At 65.5% G+C, this 24980-nt stretch carries 27 protein-coding genes; 11 read left to right on the top strand and 16 right to left on the bottom strand.

Translation table 11 applies throughout. The annotated features are described in order from the left end of the window. Window positions 1-121: 121 nt before the first annotated feature. Window positions 122-967, top strand: coding sequence for a bifunctional hydroxymethylpyrimidine kinase/phosphomethylpyrimidine kinase (gene thiD / locus G6N61_RS19015; protein WP_163919915.1), 846 nt, complete (start codon window positions 122-124; stop codon window positions 965-967). A gap of 54 nt (window positions 968-1021) precedes the next feature. Here the strand turns inward: thiD and G6N61_RS19010 are convergent, their stop codons facing one another. Together G6N61_RS19010 and G6N61_RS19005 are read right to left on the bottom strand one after the other, a co-directional pair. Then, window positions 1022-1879 (bottom strand): TIGR03620 family F420-dependent LLM class oxidoreductase, encoded by an 858-nt coding sequence (locus G6N61_RS19010; RefSeq protein ID WP_163919914.1) that lies wholly within the window; start codon window positions 1877-1879, stop codon window positions 1022-1024. A 140-nt stretch (window positions 1880-2019) separates the two neighbouring features. Next, complete coding sequence (locus tag G6N61_RS19005) at window positions 2020-2847, bottom strand: MerR family transcriptional regulator (RefSeq protein WP_163919913.1); 828 nt, start codon at window positions 2845-2847, stop codon at window positions 2020-2022. A 160-nt stretch (window positions 2848-3007) separates the two neighbouring features. On the opposite strand from G6N61_RS19005, the gene G6N61_RS19000 reads away from it, so the two are divergent. Then, window positions 3008-3346, top strand: a complete 339-nt coding sequence (locus G6N61_RS19000; protein ID WP_179973490.1) for a nuclear transport factor 2 family protein — start codon at window positions 3008-3010, stop codon at window positions 3344-3346. Next, the gene (locus tag G6N61_RS18995) at window positions 3343-4182 is read left to right on the top strand and encodes an SDR family NAD(P)-dependent oxidoreductase (RefSeq protein WP_163919912.1); all 840 of its coding nucleotides are present in this window, start codon (window positions 3343-3345) and stop codon (window positions 4180-4182) included. The genes G6N61_RS19000 and G6N61_RS18995 overlap by 4 nt, the downstream gene beginning before the upstream one ends. A gap of 32 nt (window positions 4183-4214) precedes the next feature. Here the strand turns inward: G6N61_RS18995 and G6N61_RS18990 are convergent, their stop codons facing one another. The 4 genes from G6N61_RS18990 to G6N61_RS18975 form a co-directional block, all read right to left on the bottom strand. Further along, the gene (locus G6N61_RS18990; protein WP_163919911.1) at window positions 4215-4481 is read right to left on the bottom strand and encodes a hypothetical protein; all 267 of its coding nucleotides are present in this window, start codon (window positions 4479-4481) and stop codon (window positions 4215-4217) included. Window positions 4482-4603: 122 nt separating this feature from the next. Beyond that, window positions 4604-6121 carry a carboxyl transferase domain-containing protein gene (locus G6N61_RS18985; RefSeq protein WP_163919910.1) on the bottom strand — a complete coding sequence of 506 codons (1518 nt, stop codon included), beginning with the start codon at window positions 6119-6121 and terminating at the stop codon, window positions 4604-4606. Continuing rightward, window positions 6121-7314, bottom strand: coding sequence for a CaiB/BaiF CoA transferase family protein (locus tag G6N61_RS18980; protein WP_163919909.1), 1194 nt, complete (start codon window positions 7312-7314; stop codon window positions 6121-6123). Before G6N61_RS18980 ends, G6N61_RS18985 begins: the two co-directional genes overlap by 1 nt. 165 nt (window positions 7315-7479) lie before the next feature. Continuing rightward, a complete protein-coding gene (locus tag G6N61_RS18975; protein ID WP_163919908.1) occupies window positions 7480-8853 on the bottom strand; it encodes an SLC13 family permease in 1374 nt (457 codons plus the stop codon). A gap of 158 nt (window positions 8854-9011) precedes the next feature. Here G6N61_RS18975 and G6N61_RS18970 point away from each other — a divergent pair, with 158 nt between their 5' ends. Then, window positions 9012-9716 carry a FadR/GntR family transcriptional regulator gene (locus tag G6N61_RS18970; protein ID WP_163924934.1) on the top strand — a complete coding sequence of 235 codons (705 nt, stop codon included), beginning with the start codon at window positions 9012-9014 and terminating at the stop codon, window positions 9714-9716. A gap of 56 nt (window positions 9717-9772) precedes the next feature. Here G6N61_RS18970 and G6N61_RS18965 read toward each other — a convergent pair whose 3' ends face one another. After that, window positions 9773-10432, bottom strand: a complete 660-nt coding sequence (locus tag G6N61_RS18965) for a TetR/AcrR family transcriptional regulator (protein ID WP_163919907.1) — start codon at window positions 10430-10432, stop codon at window positions 9773-9775. 98 nt (window positions 10433-10530) lie between these two features. Here G6N61_RS18965 and G6N61_RS18960 point away from each other — a divergent pair, with 98 nt between their 5' ends. Genes G6N61_RS18960 through G6N61_RS18950 form a run of 3 tightly spaced genes read left to right on the top strand, consistent with a single transcriptional unit; the run spans window position 10531 to window position 12968 of the window. Next, a complete protein-coding gene (locus G6N61_RS18960) occupies window positions 10531-11274 on the top strand; it encodes an SDR family NAD(P)-dependent oxidoreductase (RefSeq protein ID WP_163919906.1) in 744 nt (247 codons plus the stop codon). Window positions 11275-11297: 23 nt separating this feature from the next. Next, complete coding sequence (locus tag G6N61_RS18955; protein ID WP_198339302.1) at window positions 11298-12002, top strand: GOLPH3/VPS74 family protein; 705 nt, start codon at window positions 11298-11300, stop codon at window positions 12000-12002. Window positions 12003-12014: 12 nt separating this feature from the next. Then, entirely contained in the window at window positions 12015-12968 is a 954-nt protein-coding gene (locus G6N61_RS18950) for an SDR family oxidoreductase (RefSeq protein WP_235887180.1), read from the top strand. A 73-nt stretch (window positions 12969-13041) separates the two neighbouring features. Here the strand turns inward: G6N61_RS18950 and G6N61_RS18945 are convergent, their stop codons facing one another. Continuing rightward, window positions 13042-14007, bottom strand: coding sequence for an NAD(P)/FAD-dependent oxidoreductase (locus tag G6N61_RS18945; protein WP_163919905.1), 966 nt, complete (start codon window positions 14005-14007; stop codon window positions 13042-13044). Between the two features lie 180 nt (window positions 14008-14187). Here G6N61_RS18945 and G6N61_RS18940 point away from each other — a divergent pair, with 180 nt between their 5' ends. Continuing rightward, window positions 14188-14760, top strand: coding sequence for a TetR/AcrR family transcriptional regulator (locus G6N61_RS18940; protein ID WP_179973489.1), 573 nt, complete (start codon window positions 14188-14190; stop codon window positions 14758-14760). 151 nt (window positions 14761-14911) lie between these two features. Here the strand turns inward: G6N61_RS18940 and G6N61_RS18935 are convergent, their stop codons facing one another. Further along, window positions 14912-15577 carry a TetR/AcrR family transcriptional regulator gene (locus tag G6N61_RS18935; RefSeq protein ID WP_163919904.1) on the bottom strand — a complete coding sequence of 222 codons (666 nt, stop codon included), beginning with the start codon at window positions 15575-15577 and terminating at the stop codon, window positions 14912-14914. 106 nt (window positions 15578-15683) lie between these two features. Between G6N61_RS18935 and G6N61_RS18930 the strand changes: the two genes are divergently transcribed. Continuing rightward, complete coding sequence (locus G6N61_RS18930; protein ID WP_163919903.1) at window positions 15684-16601, top strand: SDR family NAD(P)-dependent oxidoreductase; 918 nt, start codon at window positions 15684-15686, stop codon at window positions 16599-16601. A 156-nt stretch (window positions 16602-16757) separates the two neighbouring features. Here the strand turns inward: G6N61_RS18930 and G6N61_RS18925 are convergent, their stop codons facing one another. Continuing rightward, window positions 16758-17663, bottom strand: coding sequence for an arginase family protein (locus tag G6N61_RS18925; protein WP_163919902.1), 906 nt, complete (start codon window positions 17661-17663; stop codon window positions 16758-16760). Window positions 17664-18079: 416 nt separating this feature from the next. Between G6N61_RS18925 and G6N61_RS18920 the strand changes: the two genes are divergently transcribed. Beyond that, on the top strand, window positions 18080-18448 hold the full coding sequence (locus G6N61_RS18920) for a hypothetical protein (RefSeq protein WP_235887179.1): 369 nt from the start codon (window positions 18080-18082) through the stop codon (window positions 18446-18448). A gap of 436 nt (window positions 18449-18884) precedes the next feature. Next, the gene (locus tag G6N61_RS18915) at window positions 18885-19277 is read left to right on the top strand and encodes a nuclear transport factor 2 family protein (RefSeq protein ID WP_163919900.1); all 393 of its coding nucleotides are present in this window, start codon (window positions 18885-18887) and stop codon (window positions 19275-19277) included. A gap of 619 nt (window positions 19278-19896) precedes the next feature. Here the strand turns inward: G6N61_RS18915 and G6N61_RS18910 are convergent. The 6 genes from G6N61_RS18910 to rpsF form a co-directional block, all read right to left on the bottom strand. Further along, window positions 19897-20799, bottom strand: a complete 903-nt coding sequence (locus G6N61_RS18910; protein WP_163919899.1) for a hypothetical protein — start codon at window positions 20797-20799, stop codon at window positions 19897-19899. A gap of 157 nt (window positions 20800-20956) precedes the next feature. After that, on the bottom strand, window positions 20957-22777 hold the full coding sequence (dnaB, locus tag G6N61_RS18905) for a replicative DNA helicase (RefSeq protein ID WP_407666254.1): 1821 nt from the start codon (window positions 22775-22777) through the stop codon (window positions 20957-20959). A gap of 482 nt (window positions 22778-23259) precedes the next feature. After that, window positions 23260-23715 (bottom strand): 50S ribosomal protein L9, encoded by a 456-nt coding sequence (gene rplI / locus G6N61_RS18900; protein ID WP_163919898.1) that lies wholly within the window; start codon window positions 23713-23715, stop codon window positions 23260-23262. A gap of 14 nt (window positions 23716-23729) precedes the next feature. Further along, window positions 23730-23993, bottom strand: coding sequence for a 30S ribosomal protein S18 (gene rpsR / locus G6N61_RS18895; RefSeq protein ID WP_163919897.1), 264 nt, complete (start codon window positions 23991-23993; stop codon window positions 23730-23732). A gap of 62 nt (window positions 23994-24055) precedes the next feature. Further along, entirely contained in the window at window positions 24056-24565 is a 510-nt protein-coding gene (locus G6N61_RS18890; RefSeq protein WP_163919896.1) for a single-stranded DNA-binding protein, read from the bottom strand. A 123-nt stretch (window positions 24566-24688) separates the two neighbouring features. After that, a complete protein-coding gene (gene rpsF, locus G6N61_RS18885) occupies window positions 24689-24979 on the bottom strand; it encodes a 30S ribosomal protein S6 (RefSeq protein ID WP_003931678.1) in 291 nt (96 codons plus the stop codon). Between the last annotated feature and the right edge of the window lies 1 nt (window position 24980).

Raw genomic sequence — 24980 nt, 5'->3', positions numbered from 1 at the left:
AGATCAGCGAATGGCAATCCGCATACTTGAGTGGTGACACCCGCGGGCTGCGCACCAGGCGCCTGCCCGACAGCGGAAGCCCGCCGCCGCCGGTTCGCCGATCTTTGAAAGACTGATACCCATGACCGACGCTCGTGACCTCCCACTGTCTGCACCGGGACAGACCCCGCGCCGAGTCATGACCATCGCCGGCTCCGATTCGGGCGGCAGCGCGGGTCTGCAGGCTGACATGCGAACGTTCGCGATGCTGGGGGTGCATGGGTGCGCCGCACTGACCGCCGTCACGGTCCAAAACTCGTTGGGCGTCAGAGCGTTTCACGAAGTTCCGACTGACATCGTCGCGGGGCAGATCAGCGCGGTGGCGTCCGACATCGGCATCGAGGCGGCCAAGACCGGCATGCTGGCGTCCAGCGCGATCATTCAGACCATCGTGGCTACGTGGAGGTCCGAAGGGCTCGACGGCACCGTCCCGCTCGTGGTCGATCCGGTGTGTGCGTCCAATGTCGGCGAGCCACTGCTTCACCCCAATGCGCTGGACGCCATGCGCGACGAACTGATCCCACTGGCCACGCTGGTGACGCCTAACCTCGACGAGGTGCGACTGCTAGTCGGCATCGACGTCGTCGACGACACGACTCAACGCGAGGCTGCCCGGGCACTACACGCGCTGGGGCCGCAATGGGCGCTCGTGAAAGGCGGCCACCTGCGCACCTCGCAGACCAGCTCCGATCTACTCTTCGACGGCTCTGAGTTCCACCAGTTCGCTGCGCACCGGGTGGACACCCCCCATGATCACGGCGCCGGCGACACCCTCGCCGCGGCGATCACCGCCGCGCTGGCGCACGGCTACCGGGTTCCCGAGGCGGTCGGTTTCGCCAAGCTCTGGATCACCGAGTGCATCCGCGCCGCCTATCCGATCGGCCGTGGCCACGGCCCGGTCAACGGCATGGCCAGATTGCTCCGCTGATTGCGCTGCAACGACCGGTCGCTCGTCTAGCAGAGACATCGAGACGTGTGCGTCTCACTGCGTAGGGCGGTGCTCGGCCAAGGTTCGGAAGGCCTGCACGGGTGAGGCGGTGGGGTCCTCGGTGAGGACTTGGATGCCGATGTGGTTGGCGCCGGCTGCCAGATGGCCGTTGATATGGGCGTAGATCATTTTCGGAGAACCGTGGGCGACTAGGGCGTCGATGAGTGCGTCGCTGCCTGACCCGTCGACGTCCGCTTCGGTGAACCCGTGCCGCATCAGGTTGTTGGTGTAATTGCGCAAGCCGAGGTAGGGAAATTGGACGGCCGGACGGCCAATCCTTCGCGCCTCGTCACCGCCCTCGGTCAGCACGACCTTGTGCTCAGGGGCCAGGAAGGCGTTGCTGCCCAATGTTTCTCGGGCATATCGCGTATGTGCGTGCACCGTGAGATAGGGGTGTGCGCCCAGTGTCCTCTCGCCGGCCAGTGTGAGTGTGTTGGTTCCCAGGGCGCCTATCACCATCGCTTCGGCCGGCACTCCGCCATCCAGGAGCGCGTCGACGTAGTGGACCACCCGCTCGTACGGCTTTTCGTAGGTGGCTCGGGTTTCAGGATGGCCGAGACCGATGCCGAGCAGCAGGCGAGGTCCGTAGCGGTCGACGATTCGGCGATAGTGGTGGGCGATGCTACCTGCGTCGTCCTGCCACATGTTGATGATGGCGCTCGCGATGATTGCGTCTTTCGTCGCGGCGATCATCTGCTCGAGCAAGTGCATGTCACCCACGGGGTCTGCGCCGATTCCCACCCAGATCGTCTGATAACCCAGCTCTTCGAGTTGGGGCGCGTACCTGATACGGGGGGCACCGCCCAGTGCGGGATTGAGCCATGCTCCGTAAGTGCCGAACTGCGCGTACACGTCAGGTGTCTCCTTCGGATCGCGCACCAACGTGCGCTGAGATGACCACGGCGGGCCGACCCCGTCCGCGGTTCAGTGTGGGTTGATCGATGTCCTGTGCTACAGGCTTCTTCGCGGAATGAACTAGCGGCGGGTTGCCGTCATCCGCGCGGTGGCGTGGTGCTAAAGATCGGCCAGCAGATCTCTGTGGCGGTGAAGCCGTATGGGTCCGAGGGCGTCGAGCCGATGTAGTGTTCGCGGATCGGTCCCTGGTCGCTGATCAGATGTTCGTTTACGTGTATCCCTAGAGCCCCGTAGCTGCGGTCGATGCCGTCGTGACCGCCGGAGTGGGTGAGCACCGCGAACTCGGCCTGAGGCAAGACCTCGGCGCGGACGCCGTCCGGGGGATCCGCGGAGGGCGGCGCTGCAACGAAGAGCGTTGCCCTCCCACGCGATTCGAGGAACAACGCTCGATCGTAGAGGCCACCCGGCACGACCCACGAAGGTGCAATTGCTGCCGCTGCCACCGCGTCTCGTAGTCTCCCCAGCGTCGCCCCAAACCAGCCGTCTATCTCGGACACCTCGATGGTGGCGCCGATCGACCACACGGCGAGCGCAGGTTCATGTCGCAGCTCCACGTGGGCCGGGGTCCGCACGGGGGCAAGTAACTCGCGCAGCGCGCCAACGGCGTCACGCGTCTGTTGCAGCTGCTCCTCCATCTGTTCGAGATGGGTGGTGATGATCTCGGTGCGGGCCGCGGCGTCGTCGGTGCTCAGCAGCGCTTTGATGTCGGGAATGGACATGCCCAGAGATCGGAATCGGCGGATGATGTGCGCGGAATCGACCTGGCCGGTGTCGTAGAAGCGGTAGCCGGTATGGGAGTCGATGTGGGCTGGTTCGAGAATGCCAATGTCGTGATAGTGCCGTAGCGCCTTCCTGCTCAGGCTGGTCATCACGGCGAAGTCACCGATCGAGACTCGTGCGCCCATGGCTTCCTCCTATGCATTCCGCGCCCGCGTTATCGGGCAAGGCCATCATGGAGTTTCCCCCTAGGGCAAGGTCAACATTGCGGCCCGCCGCCAGGAGCACCGGCACCAATTCTCAACATTGGGTTGACTCTCCCCTTAGGGGAAGCTCCAACGTGGAGTCATGACCACAGAATGGGATGGACTCCCGGACAGCATAAAGACGTTCATGACCGCGCTCGATGCCCTCGAGGTGAACCAAGCGCTGGCCACACTCACCGCGGATGCCGTGGTGACCGACGAAGGCCACGACTACACGGGACACGACGAGATCGGGGGGTGGTTGGCCACCGCGGCCGGCGAGTACACCTACACCTCCACATTCACCGGCGCGGACACGACCGAAGCGGGCGTCGACGTCGGGCAGCACCTGGAGGGCAACTTCCCCGGCGGGGTCGCCGATCTGCACTATCGCTTCACCCTCGACGGCGCGCTGATCAGCCGGCTGGTGATCGAGCCATGAGCAGGAGCTGGTTCATCACAGGAGGCACGCCGGGCAACTTCGGGGTGGCGTTCGCCGAGGCAGCGCTCGAGACCGGGGACCGCGTGGCGCTCACATCCCGGCGTCCCGAGGCGCTTGCGGCATGGGCGGAGCAGTACGGCGACCGCGTTCTCGTCGTGCCGCTGGAACTTACCGATGCGGCCCAGGTGCAACGTGCGGTACGTGAGGCCGAGGAGCACTTCGCCGGTATCGACGTGCTGGTCAACAACGCCGGTCGCGGTTGGTACGGCTCGATCGAGGGAATGGACGAGTCCGCGATGCGGGCAATGTTCGAGCTGAACTTCTTCGCGGTGCTGTCGGTGACACGCGCGGTGCTACCCGGGATGCGCGCCCGCGGGAACGGGTGGATCGTCAACGTGTCCTCGGTGGCCGGGCTTATGGCGGCGCCGGGATTCGGCTACTACAGCGCGACGAAGTACGCCATCGAAGCCGTCAACGATGCGCTGCGCGATGAGGTCGCCGAGCAGGGAATCTCCGTGCTGGCGGTCGAACCGGGAGCGTTCCGCACCAACGCCTACGCCGGCTTCGCGAACGAGCCCGTCGAGGAGACGATTCCGGTCTATCACGACTTGCTGGAACAGGTCCGCGCCACGTTCGTCGAGATGGACGGGGTACAACCCGGCGATCCGCGCCGCGGTGCCCGTGCGGTGATCGCGGCGATGGCCCAGGATCCGCCGCCCCGTCGCCTAGTCCTGGGCAACGGTGGATACGACGCCGTGATCGAAGCGTGGGAGCAGAACCTGGTCGACATCCGGGCGAATGAAACGCTTTCTCGCAGTGCGGACTTCCCTACGTAATCCGCCGCTGACGGCCGGCGCGGGCAACGACGTCACCGGCGACGAGTTGCCCGCCAGCCGGACCACACGGCGAGCACGGTGAGCACCGCGAGCACCGGGTAGATGACGAGCAGGTCGATGCGAACGTTGGCGTCCGCCCGATCCTCGGACACCGCGATCTCCCACCCGGCATAGGCGACCCACAGGACCGCGGCGACGAGGGCGATGCGCGAACGGGTCGACCTCCACAGGAGAGCCAGGGCACTTGCAAAGAGCAGCGCAAGCCACGGGTGATCGATGAGGAGAGTGGTCCAACGCATGGCCTCTACAGCGTAACGGCGGCGAATCAACCGGTGTGGTCACTGACCATCGATCGTGGGGGCATCTCATTCGTGGACCGGGCGCAGAGCTTCAGCCCCCGCCCGCGGCTGCGCCGCACGACTCAGACATTGGCATCTACAGTCGGGGCGCAGCCGTAGCCGACCCGGTTGAAGCGCTTGGCACGGGCGATCATTCGCATGTCCGCGTCCTGGGAGATGAGTTCGGCAAGTTCCCGGTGCAGCGCTGCGCCAGCCCGCTCGCAGAATTGCTGCGGTTCCTCAGCGGCATCGGGACGTTCGGGGATGATCAGGTCGACGATCCCGGCACGGCGGAGATCGACCGACCGGATTCCCTGCCGGTCGGCCATCTCGGCGGCGTGCTCGACGTCGCGGTGCACGATTGCGCTCGCACCCTCCGGCGGGAGCGGCGAGAGCCACCCATGCTGGGCCGCGAGGACGCGGTCGGCGGGAACCAGTGCCAGCGCACCTCCCCCGGTGCCCTGCCCCAGTAGCAATGACACTGTCGGGGTGTCGAGGTCGACCATGTCGGCGATGCATCGCGCGATCTCGCCCGCCAGCCCACCTTCCTCGGCGTCCTTGGAGAGTGCGGCCCCCGCGGTGTCGATGACGGTGACCAGCGGCAGCTGCAGGTCTTGGGCCAGGCGCATGCCACGGCGCGCCTCGCGTAGCGCGGCGGGACCCAACGGGGTGAGCGGCGTCTGCCCGCGCCGGTCCTGACCCAGCAACACGCACGGCATGTCACCAAAGCGCACCAACGCCAAGATCAGACCCGGGTCGGATTCACCCTGCCCGGTTCCGTTGAGCGGCAACACGTCTGCAGCGGCATTGAACAGCAGCTCCCGGACGCCGGGACGGTCACTCCGGCGCGACGCCAGCACCGACGTCCACGCAGGCACTTCCTCGATGTCCCACTCCGGCGTGACCATCACCGACCGACGGCAGCGTGGCGCGTCGGTCATGATGCGCAGCGCGCGGTCCACGATCTCGCCGAGTTGCTCGGGCGGTCGCACGGCGTCGATCAGGCCATGCGCCTGGAGATTCTCCGACGTCTGCACGCCGCGGGGGAACTCGTCGTCATAGAGCGCCTCGTAGACCCGCGGGCCCAGGAAGCCGATGAGCGCCGCCGGCTCGGCGACGGTCAGGTGGCCGAGTGATCCCCAGGAGGCAAACACTCCGCCGGTCGTGGGGTGGCGCAGATAGACGAGGTACGGCAGATGCGCCGCCTTGTGCGCGGTGATCGCGGCCGTGATCTTCACCATCTGGAGGAAGGCGACCGTGCCCTCCTGCATCCGGGTTCCGCCTGAGGTGGGCAGCGCCAAGAGCGGCAGCCCCTCCGCGGTAGCGCGGTGAATCGCGGTGACCAAACGGTCACCTGCCGCAACGCCGATCGATCCGGCAAGGAAGGCGAACTCGCTCAACAGGATTGCAACCCGGCGACCGCGGATGGTGACCGAGCCCGTGAGCACAGACTCGTCGAGGCCGGTCTTGGTTCGGGCTGCCTCCAACTCGTCGGCGTATGTCTGCGCGGCGGGATATTCCACGGCGGGTGAGTCCCAGCACTCGAAGCTGTCCGCGTCGGCGACGACCTCGAGCAGTTCACGTGCGCTCAACCGGGTCATCACACCGCCTCCGTCAGCCACGCGCGGACCAGTTCGTCGTCGCCTCCGAGGACTGGCGGTGCCAGGTGCTGTCTCTCCGTGACTTCGGTGCCGTCTGCGTCGAAGAACCGCAGCGGAGGACCGGGCAGCGTTACGCGGCCCAGCGTCGGATGCTCGACGTCGATGAGCAGCCCTTGGGACTTGGTCTGCTCCCACTCGTATACCTCTTGGACGTTGCGCACCTTCCCCGCGGGCACGCCCACCTCGTCGAGGTGCTTCAGCAATCGCTCGGTGTCCCAAGCGCGAAACAGTTCGGAGACCAGTTCGATGACGCCCAACCGGTTGTCGACCCGCTGCGGATTGGTGGCCATGCCCTCGTGGTCGGGATCGATGCCGAAGCCCTCGCAGAACCGGTGCCACAGACCCTCGCTACCCACCGAGATCTGCACGGCGCCGTCGGCGGTCGGGAACAGTCCGTATGGGCAGATCGAGGGATGATGGTTGCCCTGCGCCTCTCCGACCTCACCGGCGACGGTCCACTTCGTGCCCTGGAAGGCGTGTACGCCGACGACACTTGCCAACAACGAGGTGCGCACCACCTTGCCCCTCCCGGTGCGGTCGCGCTCCCTCAGCGCAGCGAGGACGCCGAATGCCCCGTACATGCCGGCGAGCAGGTCCGCGATCGGAACGCCAACGCGTTGAACGTCATCGGGCCCCGAGCCGGTGAACGACATGAGGCCTGCTTCTCCCTGGGCTATCTGGTCGTACCCCGACCGGCCACCTTCGGGTCCATCGTGGCCGAATCCACTGATGGACAGCACGACGAGCCGCGGGTTGAGTTCGGCCAGCCGCCGGGTCGAGAATCCCAGCCGGTCCAGCACCCCGGTTCGGAAGTTCTCGAGCAAGACGTCCGCCCTGCACACCATGTCCTCGAGTGCCTGCCTGCCCTCGTCTGTCTTGAGGTCTAGCGCGATCGACCGCTTGTTGCGGTTCGCCGACAGGAAGTAGGTGGATTCACGTTCGGCATCGGCCGGCTGGACGAAGGGCGGGCCCCAGGATCGGGTGTCGTCACCCCCCTTGGGACTCTCCACCTTGATCACGTCCGCCCCGAGGTCGCCGAGCATCATGGCGGCGTGCGGGCCGGCGAGCGCGCGCGTCAGATCGACGATGACGGTGCCGACCAGCGGACCGGTTCTTCCTGAATTGAGTGGCATGACGGTCCTCCGGGTTGGATTGGTGTCCTAGTGGCCTAGCCAATTGTGGATGGTCGGCGCATCGCCGTCAAGTCCTGCGGATGGGGTGAAACCGCCGTTCAGACCCGGTTTCGGCACGCCAAAGCGGCGACACGCGGGAGAGCGTGCCGCCGCCGTGAACCGGCGTCAGAGCCAGCCGGGCAACACCAGCAGCGCCCAGGCGATGACCGGCCCGATGACCACGACGAGTGCGCTGTACTTGAGGATCTGCCTGTAGAACACGTCTCGGTCGATGCCTTGAGCGTTGGCCAGCACCAGTGCCCCGTTGGTGGAGAACGGGCTCACGTCCACGATCGTCGACGCAATGGCCAGGGCGACGATCACGCCGATGGCGCCGACCTCGCCGGCCATCAGGAACGGCACGGCGAGCGGGATGGTGACGCCGAGGATGGCGGTCGACGACGCGAATGCGGAGACGATGGCACCGATGTAGCACAGCAGCAGCGCCACCAGCAGCGGAATACCCAGTCCCGCAACGCCATTGCCGACCCACTCGACGGTGCCGGCTTCCTGCAATACGCCGACGAACGTCAGCACGCCGCCGATGAGAAGCACGGTGGACCAGCTGATCTGGTTGATGGCGCCCTTCTGAGCCTTCGGTGAGGCCAGCGCCAAGACGACCGCTACCGTCATCGACACGAAGCCCACGTCGAGATCCAGGATGAGGGCGAACACCGCGAGCGAGGCCAGCCCAATAAAGGTCAGGATCTGATCGAAGGTGATCGCCTTGACGGCGACTGCCAGCGGCGGCGCCTTCTCGACCGTGACGGCCTGCGACTTGGCCTTGGTGGTGGTCGTACCGAAGCCTCGCATGACGGTGGTGGGCGTTTTGCCGCCTCCGACCGAGCCGGTGTCGTCGTCGGGTCGCAGCCCATCGGCGTCGTGAACGCTGCGTCCGATGAGCGACCGTCCGCCGAGGAACACGAAGAGCAGAACACCGATCGCGGCGTTGAAGAACAAGCTGCCGAGGAACAGGGTCAACGGGCTGTTCTCCAGGCCTGCGTCGGCCGCGATCGTGTTCACCGTGACGCCATAGATGCTGATCGGCGAGAAGCCGCCGGCCTGCGCGCCGTGAATGACCATCATGCCCATCAGCAGCGCATTGATCTTGTACCTCGACGCGAACCCAAGGGCAATCGGCGCCACGATCGCGACCGCGGCCGGCCCTAGGGCTCCGATCGACGTCAGGACGCCCGTGATGCCGAACATCACCCAGGGGATCAACGCCACCCGGCCACCGACCAGCCGAACGGCCCCGCGGACCAGGAGGTCGACCGTTCCGTTGTTCTGCGCGATCGCGAAGAGGTATGTGATGCCGACCAGGGTGAGGAACAGGCTGCTGGGGAAGCCGCCGATGATCTGGTCGGCGTCCATCCCCACGGCGATGGTTCCCACGAAGAACGCGGCGACGAAACCGAGTGCGCCCATGTTCACCGGCAGCACTGTCGCGGCGATGAACATGATCACCAACGCCAAAATCGGGATTACTTCGGTAGGCATATCGCTCTCCACGTCTACGTGCGGCTAATTGGCCTAGCCACTGGGTCACTAGGCAGTGAATCAGTGAACTGCGTCACTGTCAACCGTGCTTTGTGGTCGTGATCATCCCGGTGACCAAGCTAGTGTGTGGCATAGAGGAACAGAGAGTGAGTGACACAGTGGCTGAGCAAATTCGCCCCGTGACCCGTCCCAGGCTCTACGAAGTCATCGTCGAACAACTCTGCGAGCACATGGCGACCCGTGACATGAAGGCCGGCGAGCGACTACCGCCCGAGCGCGAGTTGGCCGCTCAGTTGGGCGTGAGCCGCGCGTCGCTCAGCCAAGCCCTGGTCGCCCTAGAGGTGCAGGGCATCCTGGCTGTGCGACACGGCGACGGCGCGGTGCTCGTCCGGCGCCCGGTCGGCGACTCGGCGATCCGGGCCCTGCGCGAACACGCCGATCGGCTGCCCGAGGTGATCGAGGCACGCGAAGCGCTCGAGGTGAAGTTGGCCGAACTGGCGGCCGACCGCCGCAGTGACGAGGAGATGGCCGCCATCGACGACGCCCTGGCGATCATGGAGATGGAGATCACCGAAGGTGAGCGCGGGGTGTCCGGCGACGAACACTTCCATCAGGCGATCACCGCTGCTGCCCACTCACCCCTGCTCGCGCGCTTGATGGGTGAGATCTCGGAACTGGTGCGCGAGACGCGGATCGAGTCACTGTCGCAGTCGGAACGGCCACGCGCCTCGTTGGAGGGTCACCGACGAATCGCAGAAGCCGTGCGCCGGCAAGACGCCACCGCGGCCGGACGAGCCATGGCCGAGCACATCCGACTGGTCTCCGACGTCGCCCTGCTTCGCGACGACGGCCGCGCCACCTGAGATCGGTTGAGCACCGAAGCTTCTCGTCGTACCCACGACTAGACGGATCTTCAGTGTCACAACGTGGTCGCAGTTCGTTCGCGTGAGCGGCCGTCGGCGTCGTCGGTTCGCAGACTCGAGCCCAGCAACATCGCCAGGCCGGCAAGAGCCACGTCGACGGCGGCGTCGAGCCTGGCCTGCTCTACCCCTGCTGCGGCGTCGACCGCGAGCCCTTTTCCGATCGTTACCGCGAATCCCGCCAGCGCCTCGGTGTCGTTGTGTGGCGCATCATCAGCTCCCGCAAGGGCTTTGGCGATGGCTACTTCGATCCCGTGGCGATACTCGGCGAGCAGCTGCGGTATGCGCGCGTTGTTCGGCCCGCAGGATATGCCGCCTTGAATGGAGAGACACCCCAGCGCATTCCCGGCACGCACGGCCTTGGCGGTGTCGCGCAAATAGGACTCGAGGATGTCGTAGGCGCGGGGTTTCGATAGCACCTGACGCAGATGGTCGTGATAGCGCTGGCTGTAACGCCCCAGGGCACGGACGAAGAGCTGTTCTTTACTGCCGAACACGGCATACATACTCGGCTTGTTGATGCCCATCGCCTGGGTGAGTTCGGCCAGAGACGCGCCCTCGTAACCGAGACGCCAGAAGACGTCGAGGGCTTCGTCGAGCGCCTGCCCCTCGTCGAACGAACGCGGCCGGCCTCCCGCGTGCCGTTGTTCTGCGCCCATGCCGAACATCTTATCCCCGCATCTCAGGCCTTCCTACCAAACGGTACAAAACTGATATGGTCGACCTGCAACCGATTGGTACAAAACTGGAGGACTTCATGTCGGACTTGACCGGAAAGACCGCACTCGTCACCGGAGCCACATCCGGGATCGGCCTCGCCGCAGCACGGGCGCTCGCGCAGCAAGGGGCCTACGTCTTCCTGGTCGGTCGTCGCCAAGACGCCCTCGACGACGCCGTTTCCGGCATCGGCCCAGCTCAGGCCGAGGCCATTCGCGCCGACGTGACCGAGCAGGCCGATCTCGACCGCGTCGCAGCCACCATCGAGGCCACGGGACGCCGGCTCGACATCGTCTTCGCCAATGCGGGAATCAACGAGTTCGCGACGTTGGGCACGCTCACGTGGGAGCACCACAGGAAGATCTTCGACACAAACGTCGGCGGGGTGATCTTCGCCGTACAGGCCGCCCTTCCACTGCTGAGCGAGGGCGCGTCGATCATCCTGTGCGGCTCCAACGGCGACGTCAAGGCGGCTCCCGGGGCGAGCGTCTATGCCGCGTCCAAGGCCGCGATCCGGTCGCTCGCCCGCAGCTGGGCCGCAGAACTGGTCAACCGCAAGATCCGAGTCAACGTCGTCGCTCCGGGTCTCACCGAGACACCGGGCCTAGCCGACCTCTTCACCGAGGCCGACGACGCGTTGGCCGAGTTGACCTCCACCGTGCCCATGAAGCGCCGTGCGCGCCCAGAGGAGATCGGCAATGTCATCACCTTCCTCGCCTCCGATGGGAGTTCCTACATGACGGGCTCAGAGGTCTACGTCGACGGTGGCGTCAGCCAGTTCTGACACCCGAAAGGAGCGCCGGACAGGTGACCGACACCACCCACTCGCCAGCACGATCGAAACCGCCCACCTTGGCCGAGGACCTACTTCTCCTACTATTCCAACCGGAGTCGGGAACCATCGCCGGGGAGACCACCCTGTACTACGTACTCGGCGCAGCGGTGCTCGCCGAGATGGCACTCGGCGAGCACGTCGAGGCCACGACGGAACGCAATGGCACCGTGACCGTGGTTGCGAGAGAACGGAACCGGCCGTCGAACGAACTGTTCCACTCGGCCTGGGAGTACGTGTCCGAAAGACCGCGCGCAGTTCAGGCCACGCTTGCCGCGATCGGTCCGACGCTGCGGCGGCCCGTATTGGAGCGTCTGATCGCTCGCGGCGATGTCCGAGAGGAGAAGCGCAAGGCACTGGGCCTGTTCACGATCACAGCCCTGATCGACGGCGGAACCAAGCGACGCGCCGACCTCATGAAGGATGTCCGCGCGGTGCTCGTCGAAGATGCCGCGCCCACACCGCGTGTCGCCGCACTTGCCGCCCTGCTCTGGGGAAGCGGCGCACTGCCGCAATTCCATCCGGAGATTCCCTGGAACTCCGCTGTCATCGCCCGCGCGGAGGAACTCGGGCGCGGCAACTTCGGCGCAGCGGCGGCCGGTGAGGCAGTGACACGCACGATGACCGCGATCGTCATCAACAGCGTCATCGTCGCGACCACGGCACCCCGACCGCAATGATGCAAACTCGATGTGCCAGCAACGTCGACCGCTCCGGGGAGTCAACGAGATGAGTTCCCTCATAGCCGAATTCGCCACGTCCAACCTTGGACGAAATACACTCGAGGAGTACTGATGCCGGGAATCGCCGACAAGGCCGTGCGTCACTGGCTTGTCACCGGAGGGTCAGGTGGTCTGGGTCGCCGTCTCGTCGAACACGTGTTACGACAGGGAGATCGGGTCACCGCGACCGTGCGCCGAGCCGGCGCGCTGAGCGACCTGATCGAGGAGTACGGCGGTCGCCTCAGCGAGGAGGTTCTCGACCTCACCCGGCTCGACGACGTCGATGCGGTGATCCACCGGCTGATCGACGCGGACCCGGTCGACGTGGCGGTCAACAACGCCGGCTTCGCCGTAGTCGGCGCGGCGGAAGAGATGAGCGTGGAGCAGATCCGAGGGCAACTGGACGTCATGCTGATGGCGCCGCTGCTCATCACGCGCGCCCTCCTGGCGCCGATGCGCGAGCAAGGTGGCGGCCGGATCATCCAGATCTCCAGCATGGGGGGTCAGGTCGCCATTCCCACCCACAGCTCCTACCACGCCGCGAAGTGGGGTCTCGAGGGGTTCACCGAGAGCGTCAGTCAGGAGGTGTCCGGATTCGACATCCATCTGACGTTGGTCGAACCTGGCGGTACGCGAACGGGTTTCAAGGACAATCTGACATTCGCCTCGGAATTGGGCGTTTATCGCGGCACTGCGGTGGATCAGGTCAGACGCCAGCTTCGGGACGCCGACGCGAACGCTCTGAGCGGCGACCCGGATAAGATCGCCGCCGCGGTTTTTCAAACCACCCGTCAGACCGACCCGCCGCTGCGTCTGACCCTCGGCGGTGATTCCTACGACGCCGTACACACGGCACTGACTGGCCGCTTGGCTGCCTTGGAGGATCAGCGCGCAGTGGCTGAGTCGATCGGCTTCGACCGCTGATATTCGGCGCGCACAACAGCCGCGTTCTCGTTTCTGTCGATACGGTGGTGAAACAGCGCGCTCGAACCGACGACTAGCTCCCCGCTGCGGATGGCACTGTCCATTCCGGTACCGGCAGGCCAACGTCCTCGGCCAACAGACTCTGCACGACCGAGGTCGCCGCAAGCGACCCTGATGCGATCGCAGAGGCCACCTGCGACATCTGAGCAATGGTGTCGTCGCCGGCGGCGAAGATGCCAGGAACTGTGGTCCGGCCGAGCGCATCGACGGCGATGGGACCCGCCGCCGCCGGCCCCGGCTCTCCGATTCCGACCCCGAGCTGCTCCGCCAGCTGCGAACGTTGATGCAGTGTCGTTGCTACGAGCAGCCCGCCGCGTGGCAACCGAGTCCCGTCGGCGAACACGACGGCTTCCAATTCGCCGTTGGATGAGGCGAGTTCGGCGATGGGACGCTCGTCGATGGGTACGTGTGCTGCGGCCAAGCGGAATCGGGTGTCGTCATCGAGATCTGCGGGCCCTCCCGTCAAGAGGACCACGTCGTCGCTCCATCCTTTGAGGAGTAGTGACGGATGTACCGCCCGTTTGCCGTTGACCAACACCGCCAAGGGTCGATCACGAACTTCCCAGCCGTGGCAGAACGGGCAGTGAAACACCGACCGGCCCCACAACTCCGCCAGCCCAGGCAGTCCTGGCGGTCGGTACTCAACGCCCGTCGCGAGCAACACCGTGCGCGTGCGTTCGCTCCGACCACCACGAAGTTCGAGCTCGAACACGGCGCCGGCACGCCGACCCGCCACCACCTCGCCGGTGCGCAGCTCGACCGACGGGTAGGCGGAAAGCTCCTGGCGCCCGACCTCGTAAAGCTCGCCCGGCGCTCGGCCATCGTGACCCAACAACCCGCCGATGCCGTGGGCGGCCCGGTTGCTCTGCTGACCCCCGTCCACCAGCAGCGTGCGCCGCCGTGCCCGGCCCAGCACCAGACCCGCGCTCAAGCCAGCCGCTCCGCCACCAACGACGATGCAGTCCCATGTGTTGTTCATGACCAATTCCTCCTAGAGACAACGCCTTCGCTCGTCGCTGCGAGGGCTCGACAATCCGATCGAGTTCGCCGGCCGGATAGTTCGTTGACGGACCCGACGTAAGTCGGCGTGCCACCATATGAACGTACACGTTCAATAGCAGAACAGTCACGTTCTATTCCGGGGGATTAAGATCGCGTTGTGTCTGTCTCGACCAACAACCTCTCGGGGGTGCAAGCGCGCACCCGGGCCGCGATCCTCGCTGCCACGGCGTCTGCTCTGGCGGCGAACCGGACGGCCACCATGCCGGAGATCGCCGCCGCCGCCGGGGTCGGCCGCACCACGCTGCACCGCTACTTCGCCGACCGCGAGACGCTGATCCACGAGGCGACGCTGGACTCGATCCGCGTGCTCACGGAAGCGGTGAACGAAGCCGCCACCGAAGACGGACCCGCCCTCGACGCGATGCGGCGCTTCATCACCGCCGGCGTCTCCATCGCCGACCGGCTGGTCTTCATCTTCGGCGACCCGGCGGTGCTCCGCGACATCCCGCCGGTTCAGTCCCCGAACGACGAGGTGGTGATCAACTTGATCACACGGGGACAACACGAAGGCGTGTTCGACTCTGATCTCGACCCGACCTGGATCTGGCACGCGCTCTATGCGTTGATCCTGCGCGGCTGTGAACGAGCGATAGCCGGTGCTCTGCCGCGGCACACCGTTGCCCCACTGATCATCAGAACCTTCGAACGCGGCGTCAGCCCCGCTCGTTAGGGGTCACCGCCGATGCGCCTGCGGGCCGGCCCGTGATGCGTCAGATCCGCTCCGCTGGAGAGAACTCGGTCAGCCTCGTGTTGTTGCGGGCGCCTGGCGGATTGGGGCATGACTCAACAGCCACGGATAGGGTGGCCAATCGCGCGTGTATTCATCTGCGTGGCAGGACGCCCAAAAGCCCTGCGGTGAACGAGTATTGCAGGGCGTCGCACAGATCCATCTGGAACACGGCGAGGGCGGGTTCGTCGGCGCAGGCAGCGACGAGGCTGGGCGGTGGTGGGACGTACGTCGAGAGGGCACCTGCGGAGACCAGGCTCATCAAGCAAAACAGCTGTGCGCCGTCGCCGATCTCCGGCAGGTGGCGCCGCACGAGGCCGGCCATGGTTTCAAGTCGCGCGAGGGAGGCGCGCTTGTGCTGCTTGATCACGTCCGTCGAGACATTGTGCTCGAGAACGCCTCCCTGCCCGCCCAACAGGTCGCACAGCACAACCCGCTCCGCCAACGACCGGCTCAGTATTCGAGCCAGCTGATCTGCTCGCACGTCCGGCGCCGCCTGCGCCTCGACGCCCGCGGCCAGTTCGTCTGCCAGTTCGGCGAGCCAGCGCTCGAGGAAGGCATCGAGCAGTTCGAGCAGCACCGCCTCGCGTGACTCGAAGTACCGCAGCACATTCGACTTTGCCAAGCCCACCCGCCGACTGAGTTCATTGAGGCTCACCTCGGCCATGGGCATCTCGTCGAGCATCGCCGTCGCGGTGTCCAGGATCGCCCGGCGGCGGATCTCCCGCTGCTCCTCGTTGCGCGCCCGCTGAAACGTCATGTACGCATCCTAGCCCAAAGAGACCGCCGGTCCCTTGACAACGAACCTCCGGTCTCATAGCGTGAGTTCCATAACAGACCGGCAGTTCCTAAACGAGGAGAACGTCATGAGTAGCACCACTTGGACCGAGCAGCACATCCCCGACCAGCACGGGCGGGTGGCGGTCGTGACCGGCGCCAACACCGGCCTGGGGTTCGAAACCGCGCGGATACTCGCCGCCCGCGGTGCGACGGTGGTCCTGGCCGTCCGAGACGTCGACAAGGGGAAGCAGGCCGCTGCCCGCATCGCCGGCGACGTCACCGTTCAGGCGCTCGACCTGACGTCCTTGGACTCGATCCGGTCCGCAGCGGCCGACCTACGCGCCGCCCACCCCCGCATCGACCTGCTGATCAACAACGCCGGCGTGATGTACACGCCACGACAGACCACCGCCGATGGCTTCGAGCTGCAATTCGGCACCAACCACCTCGGCCACTTCGCCCTGACCGGCCTGCTGCTGGACCAACTGTTGCCCGTGCCTGGCTCCCGCGTCGTTACCGTCAGTAGCACCGGGCACCGCATCCAGGCCGCGATCCACTTCGACGACCTGCAGTGGCAGCGCTCATACAGCCGCGCCGGCGCCTACGGCCAATCCAAACTGGCCAACCTGATGTTCACCTACGAGCTGCAGCGCCGACTTGCACAGCACGGCACCACCATCGCCGTCGCCGCCCACCCCGGGGTGTCCAATACCGAACTCACCCGCAACTCGCCCGCAGCGTTGCGCCTCCCCCTCACCTGGGTCGCGCCGCTCATCACTCAAGACCCGGAGATGGGCGCCCTGCCCACCCTGCGCGCAGCCACGGATTCCGCTGTGCTCGGCGGGCAGTACTACGGCCCCAGTGGGTTCGGGGAGGTCCGGGGGTTCCCCAAGCTAGTCGCCTCCAGCCCCGACTCTCACGACTACGCGGTCCAACAGCGACTATGGACCGTCTCCGAGGAACTCACCGGCGTCACGTTCCCCCTCGGCCTGACTGTCCAGTGACGGTCTGGCAGTTAGGACGATCGATCGATCACTCGGGTGCCCCTCACCAAATGCGTTTCTAGAGGATATGGACGGCTCGTATTTTTGTCTCACTCCGGCGGGCGTATCGGGCGCGTGCTGCTAAGACCGTCGTAGCGTCGCGTTCGGCGAGTGCCGCTAGAGCGATTCAGTGGTCAGCGCCGAGACGAGCGCGGAGACAAGCCTCGTCATCGCAGTGGGGTCTGAGGAGGCATGCGCCGGGTCGAGTTGTCCGAGGGACATGCCCCGGCATTGACGGTCCTTCAGGAGTTCGATGAGGGCGCGCTCGAGGACGGCAATCGTGGGCCCGCTGTTGCGCCCGTTGACGTTTTCGGCGATTGGCGCGTCGAGAAAGTCGAGCACGTCGACGTCGAGGTGCACGACGAACGGGCCGGCCGCGAGTGTGTTGCGCGCTCGCTGTGCGGCTCCACGGGGGTCATCGCACAGTGCTGCCTGGTCGATGATCGCGATGCCGAGTTCAGTGGCCTGCTCGCGCTCCCAAGCGGTGGTCTCCCGCGTCGGGTCCACGCCGAGATAGACGAGATCCGACGGTTGCAGCAGCGGCGCACTGCCGGGCGCACCCGCCAATTCGGGTGCGGCACCTTCGAGGGCGAGCGCGTGCGCCATTCCCATCCAGCTAAGCGACCCCTCCGTGGTGGAGTGCGGGGTGTTCAGGTCCAAATGCCGGTCGACGTAGACCAGACGCGGGCGCTCACCGCTCTGCTTCACCGCCGCACACAAACCGACGGCGACCATGCAGCTGCCCCCGAGCACGAGCAGCCGCTCACCTTCCGCCATGAGTTCGGCCGCAGTAGCAGAGAGTTCCATCATCGCTTGCACCTCGTCACCCAGGTTCTGCGCGAACGGACTCTCGCGGTCAGGCCGCCACAGACGCGTCGTCAGATCGCCCGCGTCGACCACATCGGCGCCCGCCGCACTCAATGCCTCGACCAGCCCCGCATCCCGCAGTGCCGCAGGCGCTCGCTCCACTCCGACGCAGTAGGCGCCGGCGCTGCTCGGCACTCCCAGCACTGTTACCTTCACGTGGCTCCGTCCGGACAAATCGCGAGATTTTCTGTGCGTCCACACTCACCGCTCAACCCCGCTTCGCGCAACCCGCGCTCAGCCGAGGTGGACACGGTGAAGGCTTCGGCGCTTAGCGACGACAGGGGCCGTCGCCCATCCATTCGGTAGTGAATACCTGCGGTAGCCACGTGACCGCCCATGGGCGCTGCGAATACATGGCGTCTGTCGGCAACGAGAAGCGATCTGACGTTGTGGCTCCGCCGATGTCGGCGCCGACCTTCTCCCCGGCGGCTGTGTTGCGCACCGCGAGGGTGACGGCCGCACACCGGCAGACGACAACGCGGGCGCGATGCCGATACCCGAGGCGGCCCCGGTGACGATCGCACCCGCGGACTTGGCAACTTCGGCATTCTGCAAGGTCTAGCGTGGGCGCAATGGGTTTGTTCAGCCATGCGGAATTCCGCGACCCGGACGAGGGCGTCGCTGGCGGCGCTAGTGGTGGGGCCCTTGAGAGGGCTCGCCGTGCTGATGTTGACCAATTCGGGTCAGATCAACCGGTGGTCGTTGGTCCGGGCCACCCACCCGAGGATGGTTCTTGCGGTCAATTCGCCGTGCAATTTCACGTGTCGACGTCAATGCTGGTCGGGTTGAGCCGTATTGCGACTCTGCGCGGGGTCAGCGTGCCGGAGGTCTGCCGGCAGGTCATCGGCGTGTTCGTCGCCCAGCAGGAGGGCAAACTGGGTGCGTTGCTCGCTGCTGAGGCCGACGTGGCGGACTACCGGCCGAGTTTGGGTGACGCATAGGCGCACCCTGCTGGGGTGTATCACTCGGACCAGCGCCGTCAGTAATTCTCACTCGATGTCCACTCCTGAGTTCTCACTATCGTGACCACTCCGAAAATGATGCGGAGACGCGCGTCAAGCCGGTATGCGATAGCAACCAGCGCGCTGGGCCCCTGTCGTCACCGTGACGTCGCAACTCTGCCAGCTCGGGTATGGTCGTGGGCTTCCGAAACATGTCCTCTCGCGGTATTTTTCCACCGCCCCACGCCTAACCCGTGTTTCGGTTGCGCTACCAAGTACGAGGCCGCCACTCATGGCACCTGACACCCCGCGAACAGTCAGCCCCGGCCCTCGCAACCCACTAGGAACAAGACCTGGTGTACCTCGGTTGCATTCATGGCTGGCAGCAGTGGTGAGCCGATAGTCGGATCACGTCTCTTGTTGATGGAGGATAAGAGTGAGCCAATCGGATGGGTACCTCGTAGTGAGGAAGCTCTATGACGCTTACGACCGCGGCGACGAAGAGGAGTTCTATCGTAATTTGTCGCCCGACCTCATTTGGGTTGAGAGTGCCGGATTTCCGGCGCCGGGAGTATCTCATAACAGGGCAGAGATCAAGGCGAACCTCTTTGATGTTCTAGAGCGAGATTGGGCGGTGTTCCGATACACCCTCGACGTCTTGATCGATGGTGGCGAGTTCATCGTTGGGTTTGGCACTTATCGGGGGACTTATCGCGTGACGCAGAGGAACTTTGAGGCGCGAGCCGCCCACGTCTGGCATGTCCGCGACAATCTCATCGACAGTTTTGAGCAGTTCGCTGACACCGAGGTTATCCAGCGTGCAGCTTAGGACCCCGATAGAGCGACAGTGAGTTCGTAAGCGATGCGCGATGTCTCGGGGCATCGCTGAGATTGGGTGTACCAGGATTCCGGTGGTGGTTGCGCAGGGGTGAGGCTTGGTATGCCAGCCTGTCGCCCTTCGGCAGCGTTCACCACGACCCGCGAGGATGGCCGCCAGGTCCGATTCACCTCGGGACTGGCGTCGCCGGGGCGGACCTGGTTCAAGCCCTTCCCGCTGGGGTCACTTGCTATCGAGCCGGAAGTTGTAGTTGGTGGCGACGTTTGAGACCACCACCTGGCCGCGTAGCGCCCGGTTCCCCGTTCGAAGTAGATTCGATAGATGTCGTTTGACTCGGCGGGGACGATCTTGATCGCTACCTTGCGCCCACCCTGGTGCAAGTCGATAGCCTGAAATACCTCCGACTGGCCACCGACTCGTCGTATGTTCGCGACCTCGGCGGTATGACGGCGGGAAGAGCGAGAATCCGTCGCTGTGGGCGGCCCCCTCGCCCAGCAACAGCGAACCCCAAAACCGTTGCCGTGCACCCGTTGTCGGCGATTCGGTGCCCCTAGGACCGGTTTTCGAGCACGACGTCGCCGGCTACCAGGTCACCCATGCCATGGGCTTGTCAGTCGAGTCTGATGAAAACGTTGTCGAGTACGCGGGGTCGCCCGGCTCGCAGCGCGGTAGCGCGTGAGGCGTGGTTGTGGCGGTCGATGGTTCCGATGAGCAGGTCGGTGGTGTCGGTAGCCCACCGGTGCGCCCACATGCACTGCGCTGAGGTGGCGTAACGCTGTCCCGCGTGGGCCACGCTAATGACCTCCTCGTTGATCTCCTGGCCGGTGATCCAGCCGAGTGCGCCGGGCGCCACTGCGAAGACCCCGATCGTGTCTATGCCGCGGGTGATGGCCCAGAGTTGTTGGTGCGCATGCCAGTACCGCAGATCGTCGGGTGCGGCCGGGGACAGATTGTTCGACAATGCAGGGTCTGCCGCGGCGAGCTGGGCAAAGCGGTCGGCGACCACGTCGAGGGCGACTTCGGGGGTATCGAACCGTTGCAGTGTGACGCGGCCATCGCACGGTGCCATGTCGCGACATCGGGCGGCGTGAATGCTCTTGTCGAGCAACACGTCCGGCCGATCGGCCAGCCGGTGGGGTTGAGTCTGCACACGCAGGTAGCGGACGTTGAACGGCGACCATTCGGCTCGTACGCATGCGGTCAGGGAGTTGATGTCGTCGAAGCTGTGTGCCAGGACATCGACGAACGGGCGTGCGATGTTGCGCGAGTAAAATCTGATCCCACCGAGCAGATCGCCGCGCGGCGTACGGATGTGTCGGTGCGCGAAGTCCATGGATGCGATACCAGGCAGGTGGACGTGATCGGAGAAGGTCTTGGCGAAGTCGCCGTCATCGATGAAGCCGGCCTGTTCGGCGACCCATTCGCCAACCATGCGCGGCCCAGACGGGCCGAACAACCGCTCCGCCACGACCACCTGATCGCGCAGCGACGGCCATTGCTCGACTAACCCCACCACCACAGCATCCGCGCACACCCACCGCGGCATCAACCAGGTTTTAGAACCGGCTGCGCCCACGCTCGGAACGTCCCCCAGGGCTGCACATTCTCACTTTCATGTCCAATTGGGCACCAGGTGGACATCGAACTTGAGAAGCCACAGCCCCAAACCCCTAGTGCGCCATGTTCGTAAACCGCGACAGGTGCAGCTGATGCGCCACGGTGATCGTCTTGGTGGGGCCATTGCGGTGTTTCGCGAGAATGAGATCCGCCTCGCCGCCACGGGGGTCGTCGCGTTCGAAGGCGTCGGGCCGGTGCAGCAGGATCACCATGTCGGCGTCCTGCTCGATGGCGCCCGACTCACGGAGGTCCGACAGCATCGGCTTCTTGTCGGTGCGCTGCTCGGGACCACGGTTCAGCTGGCTCATCGCGATCACCGGGACGTGCAGCTCCTTGGCCAATAGCTTGAGCTGACGCGAGAATTCGGAGACTTCCTGCTGGCGCGACTCGACCTTCTTGCCCGACGTCATCAGCTGCAGGTAGTCGATGACGATCAGCCGCAGGTCCGCCTTCTGGTGCAGGCGACGGGCTTTCGCGCGGATCTCCATCATCGTGAGGTTCGGGGAGTCGTCGATGTAGAGCGGCGCCTCGCTGATCTCGCTCATCCGGCGAGCCAGCCGCGTCCAGTCGTCGTCGCTCATCCGGCCCGACCGCATGTCGGCCAGCTTGATCTTCGCCTCGGCCGACAGCAGACGCATGACGATCTCGGTCTTGCTCATCTCGAGGGAGAACACGACGCTCGACAACCGGTTCTTGATCGAGCACGACCGCAGGAAGTCCAGACCCAGCGTCGAGTTGTGGGTCGGCACCATGCCGTCGCCCGCGAGGTAGAGGTGCGACTCGTTGTCGACCTGGATGCACCGCACCGGCACGCTGTCGACCCGGCGCACCCACGCGACGTACAGCGGCGGCGCCAGCAGCGCCGTGCGGCCGCCACCCGACTGAGCATGCACGGCCGTCGGGATCATGCGGTCGGCACCGCTGCGCAGCTCCGCCGTGGTGCGGATGCCGGCCTCGGTGGGCCACTGGTGCTCTTCGTCCGCGACGATCATCGTGCCGTCGGAGAACTCGACCTCGTAGCAGGGTCGGCCGACCATCACCTCGGTCGCCGCGACGACGCGCGTCGCCACTCCGTCCACGCCGACGACGTCATCGCCGACCCGAACCTCGCCCATCGTGGTCCAACCGGTCGGCGTCGGCAGCGGAGTGTCCAACGCGAGCGCCTTGCCCATACCGGGGCGGGCCGCGATCACGATCATCTGCCCCGGGTGCAACCCGTTGGTGCACTCGTCGAGTTCGACGAAGCCGGTCGGGACACCACGAGCGATGCCGCCCTGCGAGGCGATCGCGTCGATCTCGTCCATCGTCGGCTGCAGCAGCTGCTCGAGCGGGACGAAGTCCTCCGACGTGCGGCCGTCGGTGACGTTGTAGAGCTCGGCCTGCGCCCGGTCGACGACCTCGGCGACGTCGGCGCCCTCCGACCCGGCGTACCCGTACTGCACGACCCGCGTACCGGCCTCCACGAGCCGGCGCAGCAGCGCCTTCTCCGCGACGATGCCCGCGTAGTACCCGGCGTTGGCCGCCGTCGGCACCGTCGAGATCAGCGTGTGCAGGTAGGGATGTCCACCGACGCGCTTGAGCAGTCCGCGGCGCTCCAGTTCGGCGGCGACCATCACGGCGTCGGCCGGCTCTCCCCTGCCGTAGAGATCGAGGATCGCGTCGTAGACGCTCTGATGCGCCGGCTTGTAGAAGTCGTTGGGCCGGAGCTTCTCCAGCACGTCGGCGATCGCGTCCTTCGACAACAGCATGCCGCCCAGGACGGACTGCTCGGCGGCCATGTCCTGCGGGGGCTGACGCCCGTAGTCCTCGCTGGGCGGTGGTGCCTGCGAATCGGAACGCAAGTCCGAACGACCCCGGTCATCGACGACAGCCACTAAGCGTCTACCTCCCCGACTCAGTTGTCGAACCTGTGTTCGACGTCGCTCCCCGCGACCATAGGTCAGCCCGCCGACAACTCGGGCTCGCGGCCCGCATCTGACGTACCGGCGGCTTACGTTAGACGTTGCTGGAGCGCCCGCAAGGTTGTCCTGTTAGCGAAGCTGTGGATGGTGTGGGGATAGGCGAGGACGACCATGTTGAGGGGTTGGGGATAACCTGTGCGCAACTTCGCGCGTTTCCGGCATTCCCGCTGATCAAGAGTGTAGGCGGACGTAGAAACACTGTGGATGCGAATTGCCCCGGCGTGTCGCCCTGGGTTGACATGCCGGGCGTGTTGCGTTTCGTATTCGGGCCGACGAGGTTAACAGTTCGTTGCTTCGCTGTACTGAAATCCGACGGCGAATGTTCGCCCCAGACGCAGCAACGCCCGGGTGAAGACTGATCAAGTCTCCACCCGGGCGTATTGACGCTGTCGTTATTACTCGGCGACGACGTTCAGCGTGAGCGCAGCGCTCACCTCGGAGGTCAGCCGCACCGTAACGGGGTGCGAGCCGACCGACTTGATGTGCGCCTTGGGCAGCTGCACGGTGCGCTTGTCGAGGTTCGGGCCGCCGGCCTTCTTGATGGCGGAGACGACCTCGGACGGGGTGACCGAACCGAAGAGCTTGCCGCTGTCGCCCGCCGAACGGACGGCCAGGTTGACCTCGCCCAGCGACTCGATGGCGTTCTTCAGCTCGTTGGCGTGCTCACGGTCGCGAACCGACTTGACCTCGCGGGCCCGACGGATCTCGGTCGCCTGACGCTCGGCGCCACGCGACGCCGCGATGGCCAGGCCACGAGGCAGCAGGAAGTTGCGGCCGTAGCCGTCCTTCACCTCGACGGTGTCGCCGGCCGAACCCAGGTGGTCGACCTCGGCAGTAAGGATGAGTTTCATCGTCGTCTCCCGATCTACCGCGTCGCCGCGCTGAACGGCAGCAAGGCGACCTCACGGGCGTTCTTCACTGCGATCGCGATGTCGCGCTGGTGCTGCACGCAGTTGCCGGTCACGCGACGGGCGCGGATCTTGCCGCGCTCGCTGATGTACGTGCGCAGCAGTGCGGTGTCCTTGTAATCGATGTTCTGCGTCTTGCCCTTCTTCGAGCAGAACACGCACTTGCGGGTCTTGACCGGCTTCTCAGGCGCCGGACGACGCTTGGTCGTGGTCTTGGCCATGTCTTTCTCTTTCTTGGTATCGCTAGGTCGGCGTCAGTGTCGTTCGAGACGCCTAGTTCGAATCAGAAGGGCGGTTCGTCGTCGGCGCCGTTGAACGAACCCGATGCCGGGGCGCTGCCCCACGGGTCGTCCTTGGGCGGCTCGGAGGGACGTGAGCCGCCGCCTCCGCCGCCGCTACCGAAGCCGCCTCCGCCGCCACCGCCGCCGCGGCTGGCCTTGTTGACCTTCGCCGTGGCGTACTTCAGCGACGGGCCGATTTCGTCGACTTCGAGTTCGACGACGGTCCGCTTCTCACCCTCGCGGGTTTCGAAGGAACGCTGCTTGAGCCGTCCGGTGACGATCACCCGCGAGCCGCGGGTCAGGCTCTCGGCGACGTTCTCCGCCGCCTCCCGCCAGATGTTGCACCGGAGGAACAGCGCCTCGCCGTCCTTCCATTCACTGGTCTGACGGTCGAACGTACGAGGCGTCGACGCGACAGTGAAGTTCGCGACGGCCGCACCCGACGGGGTGAAGCGCAGTTCGGGGTCGGCGGTCAGGTTTCCGACGACGGTGAGGATGGTGTCACCAGCCACGGTTTCCTCCTGAGGATGTGTTTGTCGGCTCTTCGCGCAAGGTCAGTGCCGGTGGCGTGCTCGATGAAGATCGGTCGGAGGCGAGCCTACGGCCCGACCACGACGAGCACGTCGTTTGGCGACTTAGTGCTTGTCGGTCCGCATCACCTTGGTCCGCAGGACGGACTCGTTCAGGTTCAGCTGGCGGTCCAGTTCGGACACCGTGGCGGGCTCGGCCTTCACGTCGACGATGGCGTAGATGCCCTCGGCGTGCTTGGCGATCTCGTAGGCCAGCCTGCGGCGGCCCCAGATGTCGACTTTGTCCACCGAGCCACCATCCTTGCGGATGACGTTCAGGAACGTCTCCAACGACGGGGCTACAGTCCGCTCGTCGAGGGTTGGGTCAAGAATGACCATGATTTCGTATGGACGCATG

Origin of the sequence: Mycolicibacterium arabiense (assembly GCF_010731815.2) — a bacterium.
Lineage (GTDB): Bacteria > Actinomycetota > Actinomycetes > Mycobacteriales > Mycobacteriaceae > Mycobacterium > Mycobacterium arabiense.
The sequence above is the reverse complement of the archived record's forward strand: the minus strand, read 5'-3'. Positions and strand labels throughout refer to the sequence as shown.

What these genes read in the sequence shown, in the direction of transcription:
- rpsR (WP_163919897.1), bottom strand. Translation starts at nt 23,993, where the DNA reads ATGGCCAAGACCACGACCAAGCGTCGTCCGGCGCCTGAGAAGCCGGTC.
- G6N61_RS18975 (WP_163919908.1), bottom strand. Translation starts at nt 8,853, where the DNA reads ATGCCTACCGAAGTAATCCCGATTTTGGCGTTGGTGATCATGTTCATC.
- G6N61_RS18995 (WP_163919912.1), top strand. Translation starts at nt 3,343, where the DNA reads ATGAGCAGGAGCTGGTTCATCACAGGAGGCACGCCGGGCAACTTCGGG.
- thiD (WP_163919915.1), top strand. Translation starts at nt 122, where the DNA reads ATGACCGACGCTCGTGACCTCCCACTGTCTGCACCGGGACAGACCCCG.
- G6N61_RS18935 (WP_163919904.1), bottom strand. Translation starts at nt 15,577, where the DNA reads ATGACGTTTCAGCGGGCGCGCAACGAGGAGCAGCGGGAGATCCGCCGC.
- G6N61_RS18990 (WP_163919911.1), bottom strand. Translation starts at nt 4,481, where the DNA reads ATGCGTTGGACCACTCTCCTCATCGATCACCCGTGGCTTGCGCTGCTC.
- G6N61_RS18930 (WP_163919903.1), top strand. Translation starts at nt 15,684, where the DNA reads ATGAGTAGCACCACTTGGACCGAGCAGCACATCCCCGACCAGCACGGG.
- rpsF (WP_003931678.1), bottom strand. Translation starts at nt 24,979, where the DNA reads ATGCGTCCATACGAAATCATGGTCATTCTTGACCCAACCCTCGACGAG.
- rplI (WP_163919898.1), bottom strand. Translation starts at nt 23,715, where the DNA reads ATGAAACTCATCCTTACTGCCGAGGTCGACCACCTGGGTTCGGCCGGC.
- G6N61_RS18920 (WP_235887179.1), top strand. Translation starts at nt 18,080, where the DNA reads ATGGGTTTGTTCAGCCATGCGGAATTCCGCGACCCGGACGAGGGCGTC.
- G6N61_RS19000 (WP_179973490.1), top strand. Translation starts at nt 3,008, where the DNA reads ATGACCACAGAATGGGATGGACTCCCGGACAGCATAAAGACGTTCATG.
- G6N61_RS18945 (WP_163919905.1), bottom strand. Translation starts at nt 14,007, where the DNA reads ATGAACAACACATGGGACTGCATCGTCGTTGGTGGCGGAGCGGCTGGC.
- G6N61_RS18980 (WP_163919909.1), bottom strand. Translation starts at nt 7,314, where the DNA reads ATGCCACTCAATTCAGGAAGAACCGGTCCGCTGGTCGGCACCGTCATC.
- G6N61_RS18965 (WP_163919907.1), bottom strand. Translation starts at nt 10,432, where the DNA reads ATGGGCGCAGAACAACGGCACGCGGGAGGCCGGCCGCGTTCGTTCGAC.
- G6N61_RS18960 (WP_163919906.1), top strand. Translation starts at nt 10,531, where the DNA reads ATGTCGGACTTGACCGGAAAGACCGCACTCGTCACCGGAGCCACATCC.
- G6N61_RS19005 (WP_163919913.1), bottom strand. Translation starts at nt 2,847, where the DNA reads ATGGGCGCACGAGTCTCGATCGGTGACTTCGCCGTGATGACCAGCCTG.
- G6N61_RS18985 (WP_163919910.1), bottom strand. Translation starts at nt 6,121, where the DNA reads ATGACCCGGTTGAGCGCACGTGAACTGCTCGAGGTCGTCGCCGACGCG.